This is a genomic window from Pseudomonas sp. G.S.17 (assembly GCF_038096165.1).
GTDB lineage: Bacteria > Pseudomonadota > Gammaproteobacteria > Pseudomonadales > Pseudomonadaceae > Aquipseudomonas.
The window spans coordinates 4,550,615-4,568,250 of the sequence record NZ_CP151076.1 but is presented as its reverse complement, the minus strand read 5'-3'; the positions used below and the strand labels follow the sequence as shown (position 1 = coordinate 4,568,250).

General features: G+C 58.7%; 13 protein-coding genes. 2 read left to right on the top strand and 11 right to left on the bottom strand.

What is annotated here, in order from left to right; all coding sequences use genetic code 11:
• The first annotated feature begins 33 nt into the window (after positions 1 to 33).
• Positions 34 to 1,446 carry an aspartate aminotransferase family protein gene (locus AABC73_RS21340; protein ID WP_341520842.1) on the top strand — a complete coding sequence of 471 codons (1,413 nt, stop codon included), beginning with the start codon at positions 34 to 36 and terminating at the stop codon, positions 1,444 to 1,446.
• A gap of 293 nt (positions 1,447 to 1,739) precedes the next feature.
• On the top strand, positions 1,740 to 3,014 hold the full coding sequence (locus tag AABC73_RS21335) for an aromatic amino acid transport family protein (protein ID WP_341520841.1): 1,275 nt from the start codon (positions 1,740 to 1,742) through the stop codon (positions 3,012 to 3,014).
• A 126-nt stretch (positions 3,015 to 3,140) separates the two neighbouring features.
• On the opposite strand, the gene AABC73_RS21330 is transcribed toward AABC73_RS21335, so the two are convergent.
• From AABC73_RS21330 to AABC73_RS21280, 11 genes are all read right to left on the bottom strand, one after another.
• Positions 3,141 to 4,736 (bottom strand): gamma-glutamyltransferase family protein, encoded by a 1,596-nt coding sequence (locus AABC73_RS21330; RefSeq protein WP_341520840.1) that lies wholly within the window; start codon positions 4,734 to 4,736, stop codon positions 3,141 to 3,143.
• Between the two features lie 37 nt (positions 4,737 to 4,773).
• Positions 4,774 to 5,646 carry an ABC transporter permease gene (locus tag AABC73_RS21325; protein WP_341520839.1) on the bottom strand — a complete coding sequence of 291 codons (873 nt, stop codon included), beginning with the start codon at positions 5,644 to 5,646 and terminating at the stop codon, positions 4,774 to 4,776.
• Complete coding sequence (locus AABC73_RS21320; RefSeq protein WP_020289224.1) at positions 5,643 to 6,590, bottom strand: ABC transporter permease; 948 nt, start codon at positions 6,588 to 6,590, stop codon at positions 5,643 to 5,645. The genes AABC73_RS21325 and AABC73_RS21320 overlap by 4 nt, the downstream gene beginning before the upstream one ends.
• Positions 6,591 to 6,618: 28 nt before the next feature.
• Positions 6,619 to 8,121, bottom strand: a complete 1,503-nt coding sequence (locus AABC73_RS21315) for an ABC transporter substrate-binding protein (protein ID WP_341520838.1) — start codon at positions 8,119 to 8,121, stop codon at positions 6,619 to 6,621.
• A complete protein-coding gene (locus tag AABC73_RS21310; RefSeq protein ID WP_341520837.1) occupies positions 8,118 to 9,266 on the bottom strand; it encodes an oligopeptide/dipeptide ABC transporter ATP-binding protein in 1,149 nt (382 codons plus the stop codon). The genes AABC73_RS21315 and AABC73_RS21310 overlap by 4 nt, the downstream gene beginning before the upstream one ends.
• Positions 9,263 to 10,267: an ABC transporter ATP-binding protein gene (locus AABC73_RS21305; RefSeq protein WP_341520836.1), complete on the bottom strand. Its 1,005-nt coding sequence runs from the start codon at positions 10,265 to 10,267 to the stop codon at positions 9,263 to 9,265. The genes AABC73_RS21310 and AABC73_RS21305 overlap by 4 nt, the downstream gene beginning before the upstream one ends.
• Positions 10,264 to 11,001 (bottom strand): FCD domain-containing protein, encoded by a 738-nt coding sequence (locus tag AABC73_RS21300; protein ID WP_341520835.1) that lies wholly within the window; start codon positions 10,999 to 11,001, stop codon positions 10,264 to 10,266. The genes AABC73_RS21305 and AABC73_RS21300 overlap by 4 nt, the downstream gene beginning before the upstream one ends.
• 593 nt (positions 11,002 to 11,594) lie before the next feature.
• Positions 11,595 to 11,855, bottom strand: coding sequence for a hypothetical protein (locus AABC73_RS21295; protein ID WP_341520834.1), 261 nt, complete (start codon positions 11,853 to 11,855; stop codon positions 11,595 to 11,597).
• A gap of 60 nt (positions 11,856 to 11,915) precedes the next feature.
• Positions 11,916 to 12,632 (bottom strand): hypothetical protein, encoded by a 717-nt coding sequence (locus AABC73_RS21290; protein WP_341520833.1) that lies wholly within the window; start codon positions 12,630 to 12,632, stop codon positions 11,916 to 11,918.
• A gap of 2 nt (positions 12,633 to 12,634) precedes the next feature.
• A complete protein-coding gene (locus AABC73_RS21285; RefSeq protein WP_341520832.1) occupies positions 12,635 to 15,319 on the bottom strand; it encodes a hypothetical protein in 2,685 nt (894 codons plus the stop codon).
• 1,048 nt (positions 15,320 to 16,367) lie between these two features.
• A complete protein-coding gene (locus AABC73_RS21280; RefSeq protein WP_341520831.1) occupies positions 16,368 to 17,501 on the bottom strand; it encodes a cupin-like domain-containing protein in 1,134 nt (377 codons plus the stop codon).
• Positions 17,502 to 17,636: the final 135 nt, after the last annotated feature.

The following is a 17,636-nucleotide window of genomic DNA, read 5'->3' as shown; positions in this document are numbered from 1 at the left end:
CTTTTCTACTACCTGCTATCGAGGGTTTGAGGGATGTCGGTCGCCATCAGTCGCAACGAGAATTCGCCTGCCCGGTTCGTCAGTGAGCCGGACGAAGTGCTTTATCACTTCGAAGATTCGCCTTTGCTGCAACGCCAGAAACAGCAGGAATCCAACGCGCGCAGCTATCCTCGGCGCATTCCGCTGGCGTTGAAACGCGCCCAGGGGATTTATGTCGAGGACGTTGAAGGGCGCACCTTCATCGATTGTCTGGCGGGTGCCGGTACGCTGGCGCTGGGGCATAACCATCCGGTGGTGATCGCTGCCATTCGTCAGGTGCTGGATGATGGCCTGCCGCTGCATACGCTGGACCTGACCACGCCGGTCAAGGATCAATTCGTTCAGGACCTGTTCGGTTTACTTCCCGAAGGCTTGCGCCGCGAGGCGAAAATCCAGTTCTGCGGGCCGACCGGTACGGATGCCGTGGAAGCAGCATTGAAACTGGTGCGAACCGCGACCGGGCGCAGCACCGTGCTGTCGTTTCAGGGCGGTTATCACGGCATGAGCATGGGCGCGTTGAGCCTGATGGGCAGCCTGGGTCCGAAAAAACCCATGGCCGCGTTGCTCAACAGTGGCGTGCAGTTCCTGCCGTTCCCTTACGACTATCGCTGCCCGTTCGGCCTGGGTGGCGAGCAGGGCGTGAAGGTCAATCTGAGTTACCTGGAAAACCTGCTCAACGATCCCGAAGCGGGCGTTGAACGGCCCGCTGCGGTGATCGTCGAGGTGGTGCAGGGTGAAGGCGGCGTGATCCCGGCGGATCTGGACTGGCTGCGCGGGCTGCGACGCATCACCGAGCAGGCCGGTGTGGCGTTGATCGTTGACGAAATCCAGAGCGGCTTTGCCCGCACCGGCAAGATGTTCGCCTTCGAGCATGCCGGTATCGTGCCGGATGTGGTGGTGTTGTCCAAAGCCATCGGCGGCAGCCTGCCGTTGGCGGTGGTGGTGTATCGCGACTGGCTCGACACCTGGCTGCCCGGAGCTCACGCCGGAACCTTCCGGGGTAATCAGATGGCCATGGCGGCGGGCTCGGCGGTAATGGGCTACCTCAAGCAGCACGACATCGCCGCCCACGCCAAGGCCATGGGCGCGCGTTTGACCGAGCATCTGCGCATCCTCCAGCGGGACTACCCGCAACTGGGCGACATTCGCGGACGCGGCTTGATGCTCGGCATCGAGTTGGTGGACCCCGATGGCGCGCTGGATAGCCTCGGTCATCCGCCCGCGTACAGCGCCCTCGCACCGCTGATCCAGAACGAATGCCTCAAGCGCGGCCTGATCCTGGAACTGGGTGGCCGGCATGGCGCCGTCGTGCGCTTCCTGCCGCCGCTGATCATCAGCGCGGAACAGATCGACGAAGTCGCCCGCCGATTTGCCAAGGCGCTGGCTGCGGCGTTGAAGAGGGTTTGAGGTGGATTGGATTTGACACTGCGCTCGCAGGATCCGTAGGACCGGCTTCAGCCGGGAGGGCGATCGTCCTTACGATGAAGTCGCTGCGAATGTACTGGCCACCTCCCGGCTAAAGCCGGTCCTACGGAATGCGTTCAATTCCGCTGTTCAACACCTTCTCGTCAGACAAGCCTTTGATTTTCAAGCCTGATCCCGGACAATCGCGCCCCTGTTTTTGATGGGGGCGTTGAACTGCCAGGTTTTCCGATGCGTCCCCGCCTTGTTGTATTAACCGGCAACGGAGATTCGACCGGATGAATGATCAGGCCAATAGCGTCGAACAACGTTTCGACACGGCCCCCGCCAGCATTGCTGCGTGGAACCGCCACGACACCACCTGGATGCTCGGTTTGTTCGGCACCGCCATCGGCGCGGGCACCTTGTTTTTGCCGATCAACGCAGGTATCGGCGGCTTCTGGCCGTTGATCATCCTCGCGCTGCTGGCCTTTCCCATGACCTTTTTTGCGCACCGTGGGCTGACCCGCTTCGTGCTGTCCGGACGTGAAGGCGCGGACATCACCGAAGTGGTGGAGCAACATTTCGGCAAGGGTGCCGGGGCGTTGATCACGCTGTTGTATTTCTTCGCAGTGTTTCCGATCCTGCTGATCTACAGCGTCGCGCTGACCAACACCGTGGGCAGTTTTCTTGAACATCAGTTGCACGTCCAGCCGCCACCTCGCGCGATCCTGGCATTCGTGCTGATCCTCGGTCTGCTGGCGGTAGTGCGCTGCGGCGAGCGGGTGATCGTCAAGGCCATGAGCCTGATGGTTTACCCGTTCATCGTCGCGTTGTTGTTCCTTTCAGTGTTCCTGATTCCGCACTGGACCGGCGGCATCCTCGAAACCGCCACCACGCTGCCGGAGCCCTCGGCGTTCCTGCACACCTTCTGGTTGGCGATTCCGGTGATGGTGTTTTCCTTCAACCACACGCCGATCATCTCGGCGTTCGCCGTGGACCAGAAGCGTCGTTACGGCAAACAGGCTGAAGGTCGCAGCTCGCAAATCCTCGCTCGCGCCCATGGCCTGATGGTGGTGTTGGTGCTGTTCTTTGTCTTCAGTTGCGTGCTGACCTTGTCACCGGTACAGCTGGCAGAGGCCAAGGCGCAGAACCTGTCGATCCTGTCGTACCTGGCCAACCATTTCAGCAACCCGACCATCGCGTTCATGGCCCCGTTGATTGCGTTCGTGGCGATTGCCAAATCGTTTCTGGGCCACTACATCGGCGCCAGCGAAGGCTTGAAAGGCCTGGTGGCGAAAACCGGTTATCGTCCCGCGCCGTTGCTGCTGGATCGCATGACTGCCGCGCTGATGCTGGTGGTGTGCTGGGCGGTTGCCACGCTCAACCCGAGCATCCTGCGCATGATCGAAACCCTGGGCGGCCCGATCATCACCGCGTTGTTGTTTCTGATGCCGATGTACGCCATCCACAAAGTCCCGGCCATGCGCCAGTACGCTGGCAAGGCGTCCAATGTATTTGTGGTGATCGTGGGGCTGGTGTCGATATCGGCACTGGCTTATTCGTTGACGTAGGACCGGCTTTAGCCGGGAGGCAGTTGATGCCCTCGCGACTAAAGTCGCTCCTACGGTCGCTCCTGCGGCCGATTCGCGGGCGGGTCGGAACGCTGCCCGCTCGCTCCAACGAGTTGTATTGCTCAGTCAGTAAGCCGCCACCAACCCATCCTTCCTTGGATCAGTCCCGCCGACATAACCATGGGCAGTGCGCTGGATGATCTGCGCGCCGCCGAAGGCGAATACGCCGCTTGGTTCTTCAACGTCAATGTCGTGACCTTTGGCGCGCAGCGCTTCGACGACCTGCGGGTCGAATGCGCGCTCCACGGCGACGTTCAAACCTGACTCGATTCTCCAGCGCGGCGCATCGGCTGCGGCTTGCGGGTTCTGCTTGTAACGCAAAATACGCATCATCATTTGCAGATGACCTTGCGCCTGCATCGGACCGCCCATCAGGCCGAAGGACATCAACGGCGTGCCGTCGGCGTTCATTACGAAACCGGGAATGATGGTGTGGAACGGACGTTTGCGCGGCGCGACGACATTGACGTGTTGCGGGTCCAGCGAGAAGCCGGCGCCACGGTTTTGCAGGCTGATACCGGTACCCGGCACGACCACGCCCGAGCCGAAGCCCATGTAGTTGGACTGGATGAACGAGACCATCATGCCGCTCTCGTCGGCGGCGGACAGGTACACCGTACCACCGGCTTTCGGCGAGCCGTGGCCGGGGTTGGCGGCTTGATCGGTGACCAGACCGGCGCGTTCCATCAGGTAGGCAGTGTCCAGCAGATGCTCGGAGGCAACGCGCATGTGCGCGCTGTCGGCGACGTGTTCGTCGAGGTCGGCCAGCGCCAGCTTCATGGCTTCCAGCACCGGATGCACGGTGGCCAGGCTGTCGACCGGATGCTCGCCGACGCCCAGTGCTTCGAGCATGGTCAGGCCCGCCAGCGTGGCGATGCCCTGACCGTTGGGTGGCAACTCGTGCACCACCGCCCCTGCATACGGCACCGACAAAGTTTCGATCCAGTCCACGGTGTGGGTCGCCAGATCATCGAGGCTCATGACGCTGCCGTTGGCGTTGGCATGGGCGATGATCGCTTCGGCCAGCTCGCCGCGATAAAACGCTTCGCCTTTGGTCTGGGCAATCAGTTCCAGGGTGCGGGCGTGATCCTTGAGATGGATTTTCTCGCCAGCCAGCGGCGCTTTGCCGTTGGGCATGAAGCACTCGGCGAAACCGGGTTGCGACTTGAGCAGTTGCGAGCCGCGTTTCCACAACTCGGCAATGATCGGCGTGACTTGATAACCGTCGCGGGCATAACCGATGGCGGGTTCGGCCAGGGTGGCAAAGGGCAGTTTGCCGTAGCGCTCGGACAGTTCAACCCAGGCGGACACCGCGCCAGGCACGGTAACTGCGCCCCAGCCGCGTTGCGGCATCTCGCTCTGGCCTTCGAAGTGCTCAGGCGTCCAGGCTTGTGGCGCGCGACCGGAAGCGTTCAAACCCTGCAATTTGTTGCCGTCCCAGACGATGGCGAACGCGTCGCTGCCGATCCCGCAACCGGTGGGTTCGACCACGGTCAGGACCATGGCCGCAGCAATCGCCGCGTCAACCGCGTTGCCGCCACGGCGCAGCATGTCCAGCCCGGCCTGTGCGGCCAGCGGCTGGGAGCAGGCGACCATGTTGTTGCCCATGACCGGCGAGCGGGCCGATGCGTAAGGTTGGCTGTAATCCAGATCATCGAACATTAGCGTCTTCTCTTGGCAGAAATGGCAGAAAGAATGATTAGCCCTTGGGGTCCAGCGCATCGCGCAGGCCGTCACCCAACAGGTTGAAGCACAAGACCGTGATGTAGATCGCCACACCCGGCGCAATCGACATCCACGGCGCTTGCTCCATGAAATTTTTCGCGGTGTTGAGCATCGAGCCCCACGAAGGCGAGGGCGGTTGCTGGCCCAGACCGAGAAACGACAGGCTGGCTTCAGCGAGGATGGCCGAGGCGATGGTCAGCGTTGCCTGTACCACCAGCGGCGATGTCACGTTGGGCAACACGTAACGCAAGATGATCCAGCGATCCGGCAGACCAATCGCCCGGGCGCCTTCGAGATAATCCTCATGCTTGATCGACAGTACCTGACCACGGGTGAGCCGGGCAAAGATCGGCATCGCCGACAAGCCGATGGCGATCATCGCGTTGGTCAGACTCGGGCCAAGAAAAGCCCCGAGCGCAATGGCCAGCACCAGGAACGGGCAGGACAGCAATGCTTCCATGATCCGCGAGATGATTGCGTCGAGCTTGCCGCCGAAGTAACCGCCGAGCAAACCCAGCGGCACCCCGATCAACATGGCGATGGCGACCGAAACCCCGCCCGCCAGCAACGAACTGCGGGCGCCCCAGAGCAGGCGGGAAAACAGATCGCGGCCCAGTTCATCGGTGCCCAGCCAGTAGATCAGCGACGGCGCTTTGCGCACCGCGAGAAAGTTGACCTTGAGCGGATCATGGGGCGCGATCCACGGCGCAAACGCAGCCGCGAGGATAAACAGCAGCAGCACGGCCGCGCCGAGCACCGCGCCCTTGTTGGCGAGGAATTTCTTGACGAAGGGCGAGCGCGCGCGGGGCGCAATCGCCGTGTGAGTAACGCTGGCGATGGCGGTCATGACGCTGTCCTCAAACGCGGGTTGATCATGCGGTAGAGCACGTCGGCAAGCAGATTCAGCAGCAGAAACCCAATCGCCACACAGAGCACCACGCCTTGCACCACGGCGTAATCGCGGTTGAACACGGCATCGACAATCATCTTGCCGAAGCCGGGAATGCTGAACACCTGTTCGGTCAGCACCGCGCCGCCGAGCAATTCGCCGAACAGCAACGTGGTGAGGGTGACGATCGGCATCAGGGCGTTACGCAGCGCATGCTTGAGGATCACGGTACGCGGGAACAAACCCTTGGCCCGCGCGGTGCGCACATAGTCGGTGCGCAATACTTCGAGCATGGCGCTGCGGGTGTGGCGCATGAGAATCCCCGACAACCCGGCACCCAGCACAAAGGCTGGCAGAATCAGGGTTTTCAGGTTCTGGCCGAAATCCTCACCGATGGGCACGAAGCCCGAAGCGGGCAGCCATTGCAGCTTCACGGCGAAGATCATGATCAACAGGATCCCCAGCCAGAAGTGCGGAATGGAAATCCCCGACAGCGCAATGACATTCGCCCCGTAATCCACCGCCGTGCCTTTGCGCACGGCGGAAATGATCCCGGTGGGAATGCCGATCAGCAGCGCGATCAGCAAGGCGAACACCGCCAGCTCCAGCGTCACCGGCAGCTTGGACGCCAGCAACGTCGTGACCGGTTGCTCGGTGCGCAACGAAGTACCGAAATCCCCCGTCAGGACGTTGCCGACCCAGTGCAGGTATTGCAGCGGCAACGGGTCGTTGAGGCGGTATTTGTCCCGCAGGTATTCCATCACCGCCGGATCACGTTCTTCCCCGGCCATGGCCAGCACCGGGTCGCCCGGCAGCAGCTTCTGCAGAGTGAAGACGAACAGCGAAACCAGAATCAGCGTCGGAATCGCACTGAGCAGGCGTCGCAGGATGAACATCAGCATGCCGAACCCTCGCTGGTGTGCGCGTCAATCACGGCTTGAACGCGACATTGGTCAGACGAATCAGGCCATCCGGATTCGGTACGAAACCGGTCACGGTGTTACGCATGGCAATGATGCGCGGATCGAAATACAGGTACGCGGTCGGTACTTCGTCGGCCAGCAGACGCAGGGCTTCGTTGTACAGCGCCTGACGTTGAGCCACGTCGTTGACCGTGCGCGCCTTGTTCAGCAACTCGTCGAGCTTGGGGTTGCAGTATTTGCCGTCGTTCTGGCCGCCTTTGCAGGTGACGAACTGATGGATGTCGCCATCCGGATCAGGCCGACCGGACCAGGCGCTCATGCCGATCTGGAAGTTGCCGCCTTGTTGCTCGCTGAGCAGCGTGGCGTATTCAGTGGCAACCAGATTGACCTTGAAACCCGCTTCTTCGGCCATGGCCTGGATGATCTGCCCGACCTGCTGCGCGATAGGGTTGTTGGCAACTTTGAGGTCCACCGCCAATGGCAGCTTGACCCCGGCTTCAGCCAGCAACGCCTTGCTTTTCGCGACATCGCGCGTCGGGATCGGCAGGTCCTTGTCGTAGTACGGGCTGTTTTTCGGGAACGGCTGGGCGCTTGGCGCGTACAAGCCTTCGAACACCACCTGATTGATCGCGTCGCGGTCGATGGACAGCACGAACGCCTCACGCACCCGTTTGTCCTTGCCCATCGGCGTGTTGGCTTTTTCACCATTGGCGACGTTGAACATCAGCTGCATGTAGCCCAGCCCCGGCGTGTTGTAGATTGCCAGCTTGCTGTCCGACTTGACGGTTTTCACGTCGGTAGGCGCAACGCGCTCGATGATGTCCAGGTCCCCCGAGCGCAGGTTGGCCAGGCGTACCGAGGTGTCCGGAATCGGCAGGAAAATCACTTTGTCGAAGTGGTAGGCCTGCTTGTTCCAGTAATTGTCGAAACGCTCCAGCACGATCCGATCCTGCTGCACGCGCTGGACGAATTTGTACGGCCCGGAACAGACCGGCTTCATGCCGAATTCACCCTGTGCAGCCTTGGGCGCGAGCATCATCCCGGCGCGGTCCGACAGCTGCGAAACCAGCGTCGCGTCGGGTTGCTTGAGCTTGATCGCTACGGTTTTCGCGTCGATCACTTCCACGCTGTCCACCGAGGCCAGCTCACTTTTGCGCAACGAATCGGGCAGTGTGCGGGCGCGGTCCAGGTTGAACTTCACCGACGCCGCGTCGAACACTTCGCCATCGTGATAGGTCACGCCATCGCGCAGGGTCATGGTCAGGGTCTTGCCGTCTTCGCTCCAGTTCCAGGCCGTGGCCAGTTGCGGCGCGTAGGTCAGGTCCGGGTTGACGTCCACCAGCTTGTCACACAGCGCGGTGTAGACCAGACGACCGGAATAGGTCCGCGAGCGGTGCGGGTCGAGCACATCCGGGTCGTCCTGGATGCCGATACGCAAGGTCGATTCAGCGAAGGCGGCGTTGGCAGCCAGCAGTAACAACGTTCCTGTCAAAAGGCGTGCGGTTTTCATGGCTGGCTCTCCGTCGATAGGGATTGATGAGTCTTGAACAGGTTCAAGCGCTGGCTGTAAGCCGCGCTGGGGGTAGGAAGGATCAGCGTGCCGGTGCCCGCGTTGGCGATTTCGCGCCAGAAGTGGCACGCGACCTGCCGTTCGGCTTCGACGCTTTCCATGACCGGCGCAACCTCTTTGCACAGGGCGCGGGCATGGGGGCAGCGGGTGTGGAAACGGCAACCCGAAGGCGGGCGGCTGGGGCTTGGCATGTCGCCGCCGAGCACCGGGCGCGGGTGACGCAAATCCGGATGGCTGACCGGCACGGCGGCCATCAGCGCCTGGGTATAAGGATGCAGCGGGGTTTCGAACAGCGCGTTGACCGGCGCCAGCTCGACGATTTCCCCGAGGTACATCACGGCGACGCGGTCGCTCATGTGGCGAATCACTGCCAGACCGTGAGCAACGATCACCAGCGTCAGGCCGAACTGATGCTTGAGGTCTTCCAGCAGATTGACCACTTGCGCCTGCACCGAGACGTCCAGCGCCGACACCGGTTCGTCGCCGAGAATCAAACGCGGCTCCGACGCCAGGGCACGGGCAATGCCGATGCGCTGGCGCTGCCCGCCGGAAAACTCATGGGGATGGCGGCCACCGTGTTCCGGGGCGAGGCCTACCGTGCGCAGCAGCTCGGCGACCTTGGCCTGGCGATCACTGCGGCTGGCTTCGCTGTGCAGCCAGATCGGTTCGCCGATGATCGATTCCACGGTCATGCGCGGGTTCAGCGAGGCAAACGGGTCTTGAAAAATGATCTGCAAATCCCGGCGCACCTGGCGCAGCTTTTCCGCTGGCAGATTGGCCAGGTTGCGGCCTTCGTAAATCACGTCGCCTGCGGTGGGTTTAAGCAGGTTGAGCAGCAGTCGGCCGAGGGTCGATTTGCCCGAACCGGACTCACCGACCAGCGCCAGGGTTTCGCCTCTGCGCACCGACAACGACACATTGTTGACCGCCTGCACCGGTGGTTTCTTGCGCTGGAACAAGCCGCTTTCGACGCCAAAATGCTTGCTCAGGCCAACGCCTTCGAGGATGGGTTTTTGCGCAGTACGTCCCAGAGCGCTGCGCTCCAGGGTGATGCGTTCGACGATTTCGCGTTCAGAAGGGCTCACGCGCTGGCTCCCACATGCTGTTCCAAAGGCGCGCGAATGCACGCGGCGAAATGTCCGGGGGAAAGTTCAAGCAGCGGCGGGCGCGCATCGCGGCAGGCCTGAATCACAAACGGGCAACGCCCGGCGAAACGGCAACCGCTGGGCATTTCCGCAGGCGTTGGCACGCGGCCATTGATCGTGGCGAGACGACCTTCCCGTGGGCCTATGGAAGGCATCGAGCCCATCAACCCGATGGTGTAAGGATGCTGCGGATCGTCGAACAAGGTTTTCACCGAGCCGCTTTCCACCACGCGACCGGCGTACATGACCATGACTTCATCGGCGACTTCCGCGACCACGCCGAGGTCGTGGGTGATGAGGATCATCGCCGTGCCGGTTTCCCTTTGCAGGTTGGCCACCAGCGAAAGAATCTGCGCCTGAATGGTTACATCCAGCGCGGTGGTAGGTTCGTCGGCAATGATCAGCGCCGGATCGTTGGCCAGGGCCATGGCGATCATCGCCCGCTGCCGCATGCCGCCGGACAACTCGTGGGGATACGCATCCAGACGTTGCACGGCATCGGGAACACGGACTTTTTCCAGCATCTCCAGTGCCCGCTGCCGCGCATCCTTGGCTGACATGCCTTGATGACGGATCACGCTTTCGGCGATCTGCTCGCCAATGGTGAACACCGGATTCAGCGAGGTCATGGGTTCCTGGAAAATCATCGCCATGCGATTGCCGCGCACGTCCAGCAGACGTTCTTCAGGCATGCCCAGCAGCGGTTCATCCAGCAGGCCGGAAGCGCTGGCGCCGACCGTTGCGCTGTCGGGCAGCAAGCCCATCAACGCCATGGACGTCACGCTCTTGCCACAGCCGGACTCGCCGACAATTGCCAAGGTTTTGCCCCGTTGCACCTTGAATGAAACGCCGTCGACGACATTGGCGGGCGCGCCGGCAAAGCGCACGGTCAAGTCGCTGATGCTGAGTACCGGATGGCTGTCGTGGCTGGTCGCAGTCATACACTCGCCTCCAGGTCTTGATTGATAACGGTGTCGAGCGCCTGTTGCAGCGCTCGCAGATGGCCGCGCATGGCGGTGGCGGCCTTGATCGGATCGCGGCTTTCAATGGCCCCGACAATGTCGTCGTGGTCGTGGCGATACGTGTTGAGGCGATCGGTATTGCGCGCCCGCTGCCGCAAATCGCGCCACGCGGGGTCGAGGCGAATCGCGTCGAGCATTTCGAAGATATCCAGCATCAGCCGATTACCTGCCGCTTCGGCGATACCCCGATGCAGCGCGCTGTCCCACAGTTCCAGACCTTCGGCATCGATTTCAGCGGCGTCCTGCTGGCGCGTGGTGCGCTCGGCCAGGCGCCGCAGAATCGCCATCTGCTCGCCGTTGGCCCGCACCGCCGCCAGCGAAGCCAGCGCGGGCTCCAGATGCAGCCGCGCTTCCATGACCTCACTGAAATTGGTCCGCCCGGACAACCGCGCAAAACTCAACGCCGCGCTGGGCGGCGTCGGCCCCACAAACGTGCCCTTGCCCTGGCGCCGCCAGATCTGCCCTTCGGCTTCCAGCACCGACAAAGCCCGGCGAATAGCCCGGCGACTCACGCCAAAATCCGTCGCCAGATCCCGCTCCGTCGGCAACGCCCGCTGGGGAAACGCCGCATGCTGCGCCACCATCTGCCGCAAGGCATCCAGCGCCAGCTTCGAAGCGTTATCGATGGTTGTGTCGGGGACGAACCTTTGCATCGTGGTCACTCGCACCAGGCCGAAAAAGAAGCCCTTGATCGCGATAACGCTGGAACCAGGGCTTCTGGGGTGGGTGCAAGAGCGATGCCAATGGAAATTGGTTCACTGGATTGGGCTATGGCCTTGCCGCGTTAATGCCTGCTTTCGCAGCGAGCGGGCCAATGGCCAATGGTTCGGGGAGTTGGTTCAGTGGCAGGGAAGGGGATTGGTTCGCGTGAAGGTGAACCAATTTATGGGTGGGGGCGGGGTTGTGCATATTTTTGGGCGGGGAGTGCGTTGTGCTGGGGCGTGGTGCACATGACAAACGACTAGGCCAGCAGCTTTTTCACTGTGATCAGGGCAGGTGATATCCCAAAAGCGATATTCAACTCCTCGTTGTCATTCTGCGATTGCTTTAGCAAGCCATGAACACCGAGTGATCTGGTCGTTAACTCGACCCCTGGTAGTGTTTTGATCGTTACATTTAGACGATACGCTCGGCGCCCTATCAGTACTCCGTATGAATATACGATCCCACTAAGTTTTGGACGAGCGCCCCGTCAACGTAATCCATTGGAAGTGAAAACGAGCAAATATGTTGATCCGCTTGCGTGCTATACAGGGTTAACCCACTCGGTTTCGTAGTCGATGATCAGTTGCGAGATGGATTGGGCGTGGGCCGGCAGGTTGAGGGCGGCCTGTATTTCGTCACCGGATATTTTGCCGTCGCGGTCGATGATGTCGAACAGACGGCTCATGACCGGCCCTTGGTCTACGTCGTCGGCCAGTAATCCGAAGTGATACCAATTACAGGCTCTCCAGTCGTGGGCGGCCGCTTGCGCCCTTTTTTCGGAGGGAATTCGATTTATTGACATTGGTGGACTTCTTCGGGCCTTGAATTTAGATCGATTAACTAGAGTATCAGTCGATTTTCTCTATTCGCAGCTCTCAACTGCGATTCTTATCAAGTCGTTTTCATCTAGGCGCTTAAATATTTTTGGATCATGAGACTGCACCACATCCAAATATCTTAGGCGTGAATTTTCTTCTTTTAAAAAAACTAAAAACACTAGGGAATTACCGAAATCAAAGCAACCTAAGGCGCTTTTGATATGTTTCTGAGGCGAGGCATTCTCAAGTGCCTCTAATGACGAATATCTATCATAGATATCGACTTCCCCAATCCTCCCGAGGGGAAAATTGGCTGAGAAACCACCTTTAATAACTTGGCTAGTATCAAAAGAAAAGAGTGACGCTTGCCATTCGTCTGAATAGGCCCGCCCTATTTCATCATAGGATTTACCAAGAGCCGCATTGATTCCGCAAATCGCAGCAGAAACTCGGGCTCCATTATTCTGGTTTCTAGTATCAGAATATGCGCAATCTATTAATAAGCCATTTCGTCCCGCCTTGAGTGTGTAGTAATATGTATCGCGATCGAGAAGAAATAATGCGGGAGTGTTGTTAATGCTTGTTAGACCCTTGCTGATACCATACGAGTTTCCCGTTATATTTTCATACACAGTTTCTTGACCATCACGCAATAACTTAATACTTCCGCTCTCCTTTTCATTAAAAATCTCTATGGTCTGCGCTGTCGCACATGTCAAAAATAGGGATAGATATGCAATGATAGATTTTCTTAGCGGCATCCTCATAACTCCACTGACAATTGAGAAGTTTTTTTAAGGATTTTTTCAAATCTAACCGCATAGGAGGCAATCAGTTCTTTTTGATTGGTACCATTTATAATGTATCTGGCTGATGAATAATCTATTTTAGTTGCACTAAAATAATCACCAAGTTTTTTTCCGGTGAACAATCCTTTAGTCATACCTACGATCATTATCGGTACCGAATACTCAAATTTTGCTGCGGCACTTGGATCGGTTACAAAATCAAATGACAACAATTTTGAAAATTTTCTGTAGTTATTTTTCCATGTCAAATGCACGCAACCACGACCTCTATATTTGTATCCATCACCCTCCTCGGTATTTCCGTTCATCTTAGCCCTTTCCCTGCCCTCATGATCCGCGGCAAAAACCGGATCGTATTTGTTAAAATAAGAAATCCCGCCCACTTCAGGCTTCTCACTAAAGTACTCCCCAGTAGGATAGTGATATGTCTCATGCCTAGCAGTCGCCAACATATAAGACACTTCGTATATATTAGGTCGCAGAGCAGCTGATGCATAATAGATATTTATGGCGCTAATTATTTTTCTCAGATTCTCCACTGAGTCGGTACTAAGGGCAGGTGTGCCTGGCGCAAAAAAAGTATGTTCTTGCTCATACTGCACCAAAAATTCCTCCACATTAATCAATCCAGAGGGTTTAGCAAAACACCCCACCAACCCCACCGGATGAAAGTGACAAACCTTCGCCCACGAATCCAGCCCCACTTTCTCCGCAACTTCATCCCACCAACTCAGTTGTTTGATGCGCTCTTTTTCCGCCAGCCAGTTCAGGTGCGGGGTTGACCCGCTGTGGCCGAGCATTTCGTCCATGGCGTCCCACTTGCGTGGTCGGTGTACCCACTCGGTTTCGTAGTCGATGATCAGTTGCGAGATGGATTGGGCGTGGGCCGGCAGGTTGAGGGCGGCCTGTATTTCATCGCCGGACATTTTGCCGTCGCGGTCGCGGTCGATGATCTCGAACAGGCGGCTCATGACTGGCCCCTGGTCCACATCGTCGGCCAGAGCACCGTATTGCGCGAGTTGCGCTTCGCTGAACTGGTTGACGGCGCGCAGGTAGGAGGCGAGGAATTTGCGCGGCACGTCGTAGTTGAAGATGACGTCGTAACCTTCCCATGCCCACGGACTGAACCATGGGGTAACGCCCACTTCCTCGCGGACCCAGCCGTCGAGCAAAGTGTTGTTGGCGTCATGCAGCAGACCATCGAGGCGATACCAGTTACAGGCTTTTTTGTCCGGGGTGGCCGCGACCGCGATTTTCTTTTCAGGGGGCAGCCCGTCGAGCAGGCTTTTTGGAACGAGCAGGTCGGCGTCGCTGAGGGCGTGGGGCGCGTTTAGGGTGGGTGGCTGTTTGGCGTTGAAACGCTCTTGATGGGTCACCACGGCGCTGCCTTTGGCGAGTTTCAGCCAGGTCTTGCTGGTGGCAGGTAAACGCTGCGCCCAGGCGCGACTGGCCGCGATAAACGCTTTGACGTTATCGCCGCTGAACACCTCCAAATGCAGTTTCTGTTCCGGCTGGTCCGCGTAGCAGTCCTGATACTGACCAATGTGGCCGATCAGGTCCCCGGCTTTGATCGGCACGGGCTTTTCCAGCACCACCACCTGATCGTGAGCCTGGGGTTCAAGGGCACTTAGCAAGGACTTGAAATGAACGTACTGGTTAACGCGCTCCAGCTTGCGGTAGTGGCCGGTGCCGCTGACGGTGACTTCCGTGCCGTGGGGCAGTTCGCCGATGACCTTGCTGTCAAAGTTCGCTTCGGCCCGGACCCTGAGCGAGCTGTCGCATCTGATCCGATACTCGCCTGCGGCCAGGGGCTCCAGATAATGGCTGGCGAGGTAGCCGAGCAATTTCCCGTCACCATCTTGCAGAAAGGTCGGCCCCGGGGTGTTTTCCAGTTTGCGGAAGTCACCCTGGCCGCTGATCGTGACCTCTGCACCTCTTGGCAGCAGGTCGAGCACCTTGCCTTGCCAGTTCTTGTTGCGCACGTTCAAGCCCACCTGCTCCGGTTGACCGGGACGGGGGTCTTTGACGTCAGACTTGACCCGTCGAATCGCCGCTTCGGGCCAGAACGGCGGGCGGGTGATGGCAGGATCATCCCGGTAAACGGCCCAGTCCTGCAGGTGCATGTACAGGCTGAAGAAGGTCAGGCTGGGCGGCGTATCGGCGCTGCCGTCGATCTTCGGCGCCTGAAGACGGTGCCGCACCAGCACAAAATTGCGCGAGAAAGGTTTCTGCACCGAGAGCTTGTTGACGAAAAACCCCGTGGTCGGTGAATGCTGATCAATGCGGTAGGCCACCACCTCGCCATCGGCCAGACAATGCACGCTGGACTGATCGAGTGTGCCAGCGGTACCGCCATCGAAATGCACCCCGCCGTGCCACAGGCCGCTGCGGCCCAGCGGATAAAAGCCGGCCGCCGCTTTGGCCATCTGGGTCAATTGCAGCAACGGGTCGCGCTTGTCCCTGAAGGGGTGGCTCCAGTTCTTCACCGCAGGCAGTGCGGCGATAGCGGCATCGACGGGTGAAGAAGGGCGAACCGGGCCTGCGTCGGGGGTGGGCAGGACAGGGCGAGGATGGGTTTCTGACCTCGTTTTTCGATCAGGGGCGGGATGCCAAAACAGCCAATCGAACCATTTAGCCATAACGTATTTGCTCCTTGCATAAGGTCAGCCAGAGAAGTGCCGAAGTCCTTGGGATTCGGTGTCGTGCTCGGTGAGTTGGGGGGATGGCGGCATGGCCGGGGCTTCTGTCGAATGACGCAAAGACATCAAGAACGTGGAGTGTGCGGTGGTTGAGGTCGGGAACGCGCGCGGTGCTTTCTACATGTTCAGGACTACTGGGTGATGTGGACGGAGCCGTCGAACCGGGTGGTGAAAAGAAGTAGAGACATTGGAAGTCGCTGGAGATTGACCCAATACGCCAAAAGGCTAGATCCGGTTTCGTGCAGGAGTAGTTTGCAGGCATAGATGAGCCTTCTTTCAAGATTTCAAAATAAATGTTTAAAATAGATCGTTAAGTTGTGTGGCTTCCCGAATTCAGGTCGGGCTGTTGGTAGGCTCCAGATATACGATCCGTTTAGTTGGTAATAAACATGTCGTGAGTGTCGCAGGCAAGTTTCTACAGGCTTTGTGAGTAAGTCGGCCCGAGACAATGCATTGTTTTAGAGAAATATCCAACCCCCTAAAGCAAGGTTCGGAAAATTCCAGCTAGATATCGGAAAAGACCTACAAGAATTTCTTGTTCTCTTCGAAAGCAATGAAGCTCTTATCGCTGTTAGCTCTTAATAGATGATTTCATCACGCACACAGTCTAAGTTTCTTGGTCTCGCTGGGTCTCGAAAGTTTTCGTTCTGAGTGGCGATGCGTTTGGCAAATATATACACATCGGCCTGTGTCAAAAAAACTTGGGGGCGGCGGTGGTGATTTTTTTATATTTCGCTTTTCAATGTTGACACTTTAAAACGATTGAGTCTTACAATCTATTTAATGTTGCAGTTATCAAACTCCCAACAATAACCGCCGTGATAAGCATCATCATCCTTGATAAGTCAGATAGGACAGGTCGTAGCGTTTTTTGTCTGATGCAGATCGTTGTATAAATTGCAGCAAAAACCAAAATGCTACAGCTGAACGTTATTAATGCTTCCGTCATTTACTGTCAGGCTTCCGTACTAAGGAGTTCATCTATGCGCTACCAACCCCGCCCCGAATTCACCCAGAAGTTCACCGACAGCGACGTGGTAATTGATTCCACCTGATGAAACCAGCCTTCGGGCAGGAACAGCAGGTCGCCGGCTTGCAGGGTGATGCGCAGGAAGGTTACGTCGCGGGCGGTGGGGAAGCGTTGGTAGTCGGGGGTGTCGGGGTTGAAATCGCAGCCGTCCAGGCCGCCTTTGGGGGAGGTCGACCAGGTACCCAGCGCTTCACGGTGATGGGGCGCGGCGAGGATGAAGGATTTCTGGCCCCAGACCTGGGCGAACAGGTTGTCGGTGTCGTCCCGATGCAACGGGGTCAGCGTGCCTTTGGGGCCGATCCAGATGCGCGGGGCGATGTACAGCGATTGCTCGAAGTAGGGCGGGTACTTGATTTGCGCCAGTAATTGCGCAGGCAGGATGTTGTTGCCCATGTACGCCGGCGGCTGGCCATCGGCGCCTTTGCTGGCGGGTTTTTCCAGCGAGGCGATGAAGTCGGCCATGGACGTGGAACGGAAGTCGCGGTCGGTGGAGAAGGTTTTCTTCACGTAGTCGCCGTGACGGGTGATGCCCTGCAATTCGGCGAAATGGCTCAGGGATTGTTCGCGACTCATGTTGAGCAGCGGCCAGTCTTGCAGGGCGTCGCTGATGATCAGCGGAATGCCTTCGAGCAAATAGTGGTTCCTGAATTCACTGACCGTCACTGCGCTGCGCGGTCGTCTTTCGACGCTGACCTGGGTTGGCAGGCTGGCCGAGACGCGTTCGCTGAAACGCGGCGGGGTCGGGTAGCGCTGGTTGATGTCGACTTTTTCCTGCTTGACGGTGCCGCGTCGGGCGCTGTCGATGATTTGCGGCAGCAACGTCGCCAGCCCCATATTGCCGCCGATCTTCAAGCGTCCGCTGGCAAACAGTTCTTCGACATTGGCGACGCCGCTCATGATGCCGAGAAAATCAGTCTTGCTGACTTCAATGGTCACGTCCGGTCGCGCGTGGCGGCCGGTTTCGGTCACGGTGCGCGCCTGCACATCGGACCAGATCGCCAGCTCGGCACCGAAGATGAACTGAAAGACGCCTTCGATACCGACCGAGCCGGCATTGACGAACAACTTTGACAGGACGGGTTGCAGATCCACGGCGCTCACTCTTGTTGGTTTGGGCTTGAAGGGGGAACGAGTGAGCGGCCGGGAAATTTATTGGAGTGGGCCGTATGCCACGGGCAACACAGAACTTCGTGGGAGCGAGCTTGCTCGCGAAGGCAATATTTCAGG

What these genes read in the sequence shown, in the direction of transcription:
- AABC73_RS21290 (WP_341520833.1), bottom strand. Translation starts at nt 12,632, where the DNA reads ATGCCGCTAAGAAAATCTATCATTGCATATCTATCCCTATTTTTGACA.
- AABC73_RS21325 (WP_341520839.1), bottom strand. Translation starts at nt 5,646, where the DNA reads ATGACCGCCATCGCCAGCGTTACTCACACGGCGATTGCGCCCCGCGCG.
- AABC73_RS21300 (WP_341520835.1), bottom strand. Translation starts at nt 11,001, where the DNA reads ATGCAAAGGTTCGTCCCCGACACAACCATCGATAACGCTTCGAAGCTG.
- AABC73_RS21335 (WP_341520841.1), top strand. Translation starts at nt 1,740, where the DNA reads ATGAATGATCAGGCCAATAGCGTCGAACAACGTTTCGACACGGCCCCC.
- AABC73_RS21295 (WP_341520834.1), bottom strand. Translation starts at nt 11,855, where the DNA reads ATGTCAATAAATCGAATTCCCTCCGAAAAAAGGGCGCAAGCGGCCGCC.
- AABC73_RS21315 (WP_341520838.1), bottom strand. Translation starts at nt 8,121, where the DNA reads ATGAAAACCGCACGCCTTTTGACAGGAACGTTGTTACTGCTGGCTGCC.
- AABC73_RS21305 (WP_341520836.1), bottom strand. Translation starts at nt 10,267, where the DNA reads ATGACTGCGACCAGCCACGACAGCCATCCGGTACTCAGCATCAGCGAC.
- AABC73_RS21330 (WP_341520840.1), bottom strand. Translation starts at nt 4,736, where the DNA reads ATGTTCGATGATCTGGATTACAGCCAACCTTACGCATCGGCCCGCTCG.
- AABC73_RS21320 (WP_020289224.1), bottom strand. Translation starts at nt 6,590, where the DNA reads ATGCTGATGTTCATCCTGCGACGCCTGCTCAGTGCGATTCCGACGCTG.
- AABC73_RS21340 (WP_341520842.1), top strand. Translation starts at nt 34, where the DNA reads ATGTCGGTCGCCATCAGTCGCAACGAGAATTCGCCTGCCCGGTTCGTC.
- AABC73_RS21285 (WP_341520832.1), bottom strand. Translation starts at nt 15,319, where the DNA reads ATGGCTAAATGGTTCGATTGGCTGTTTTGGCATCCCGCCCCTGATCGA.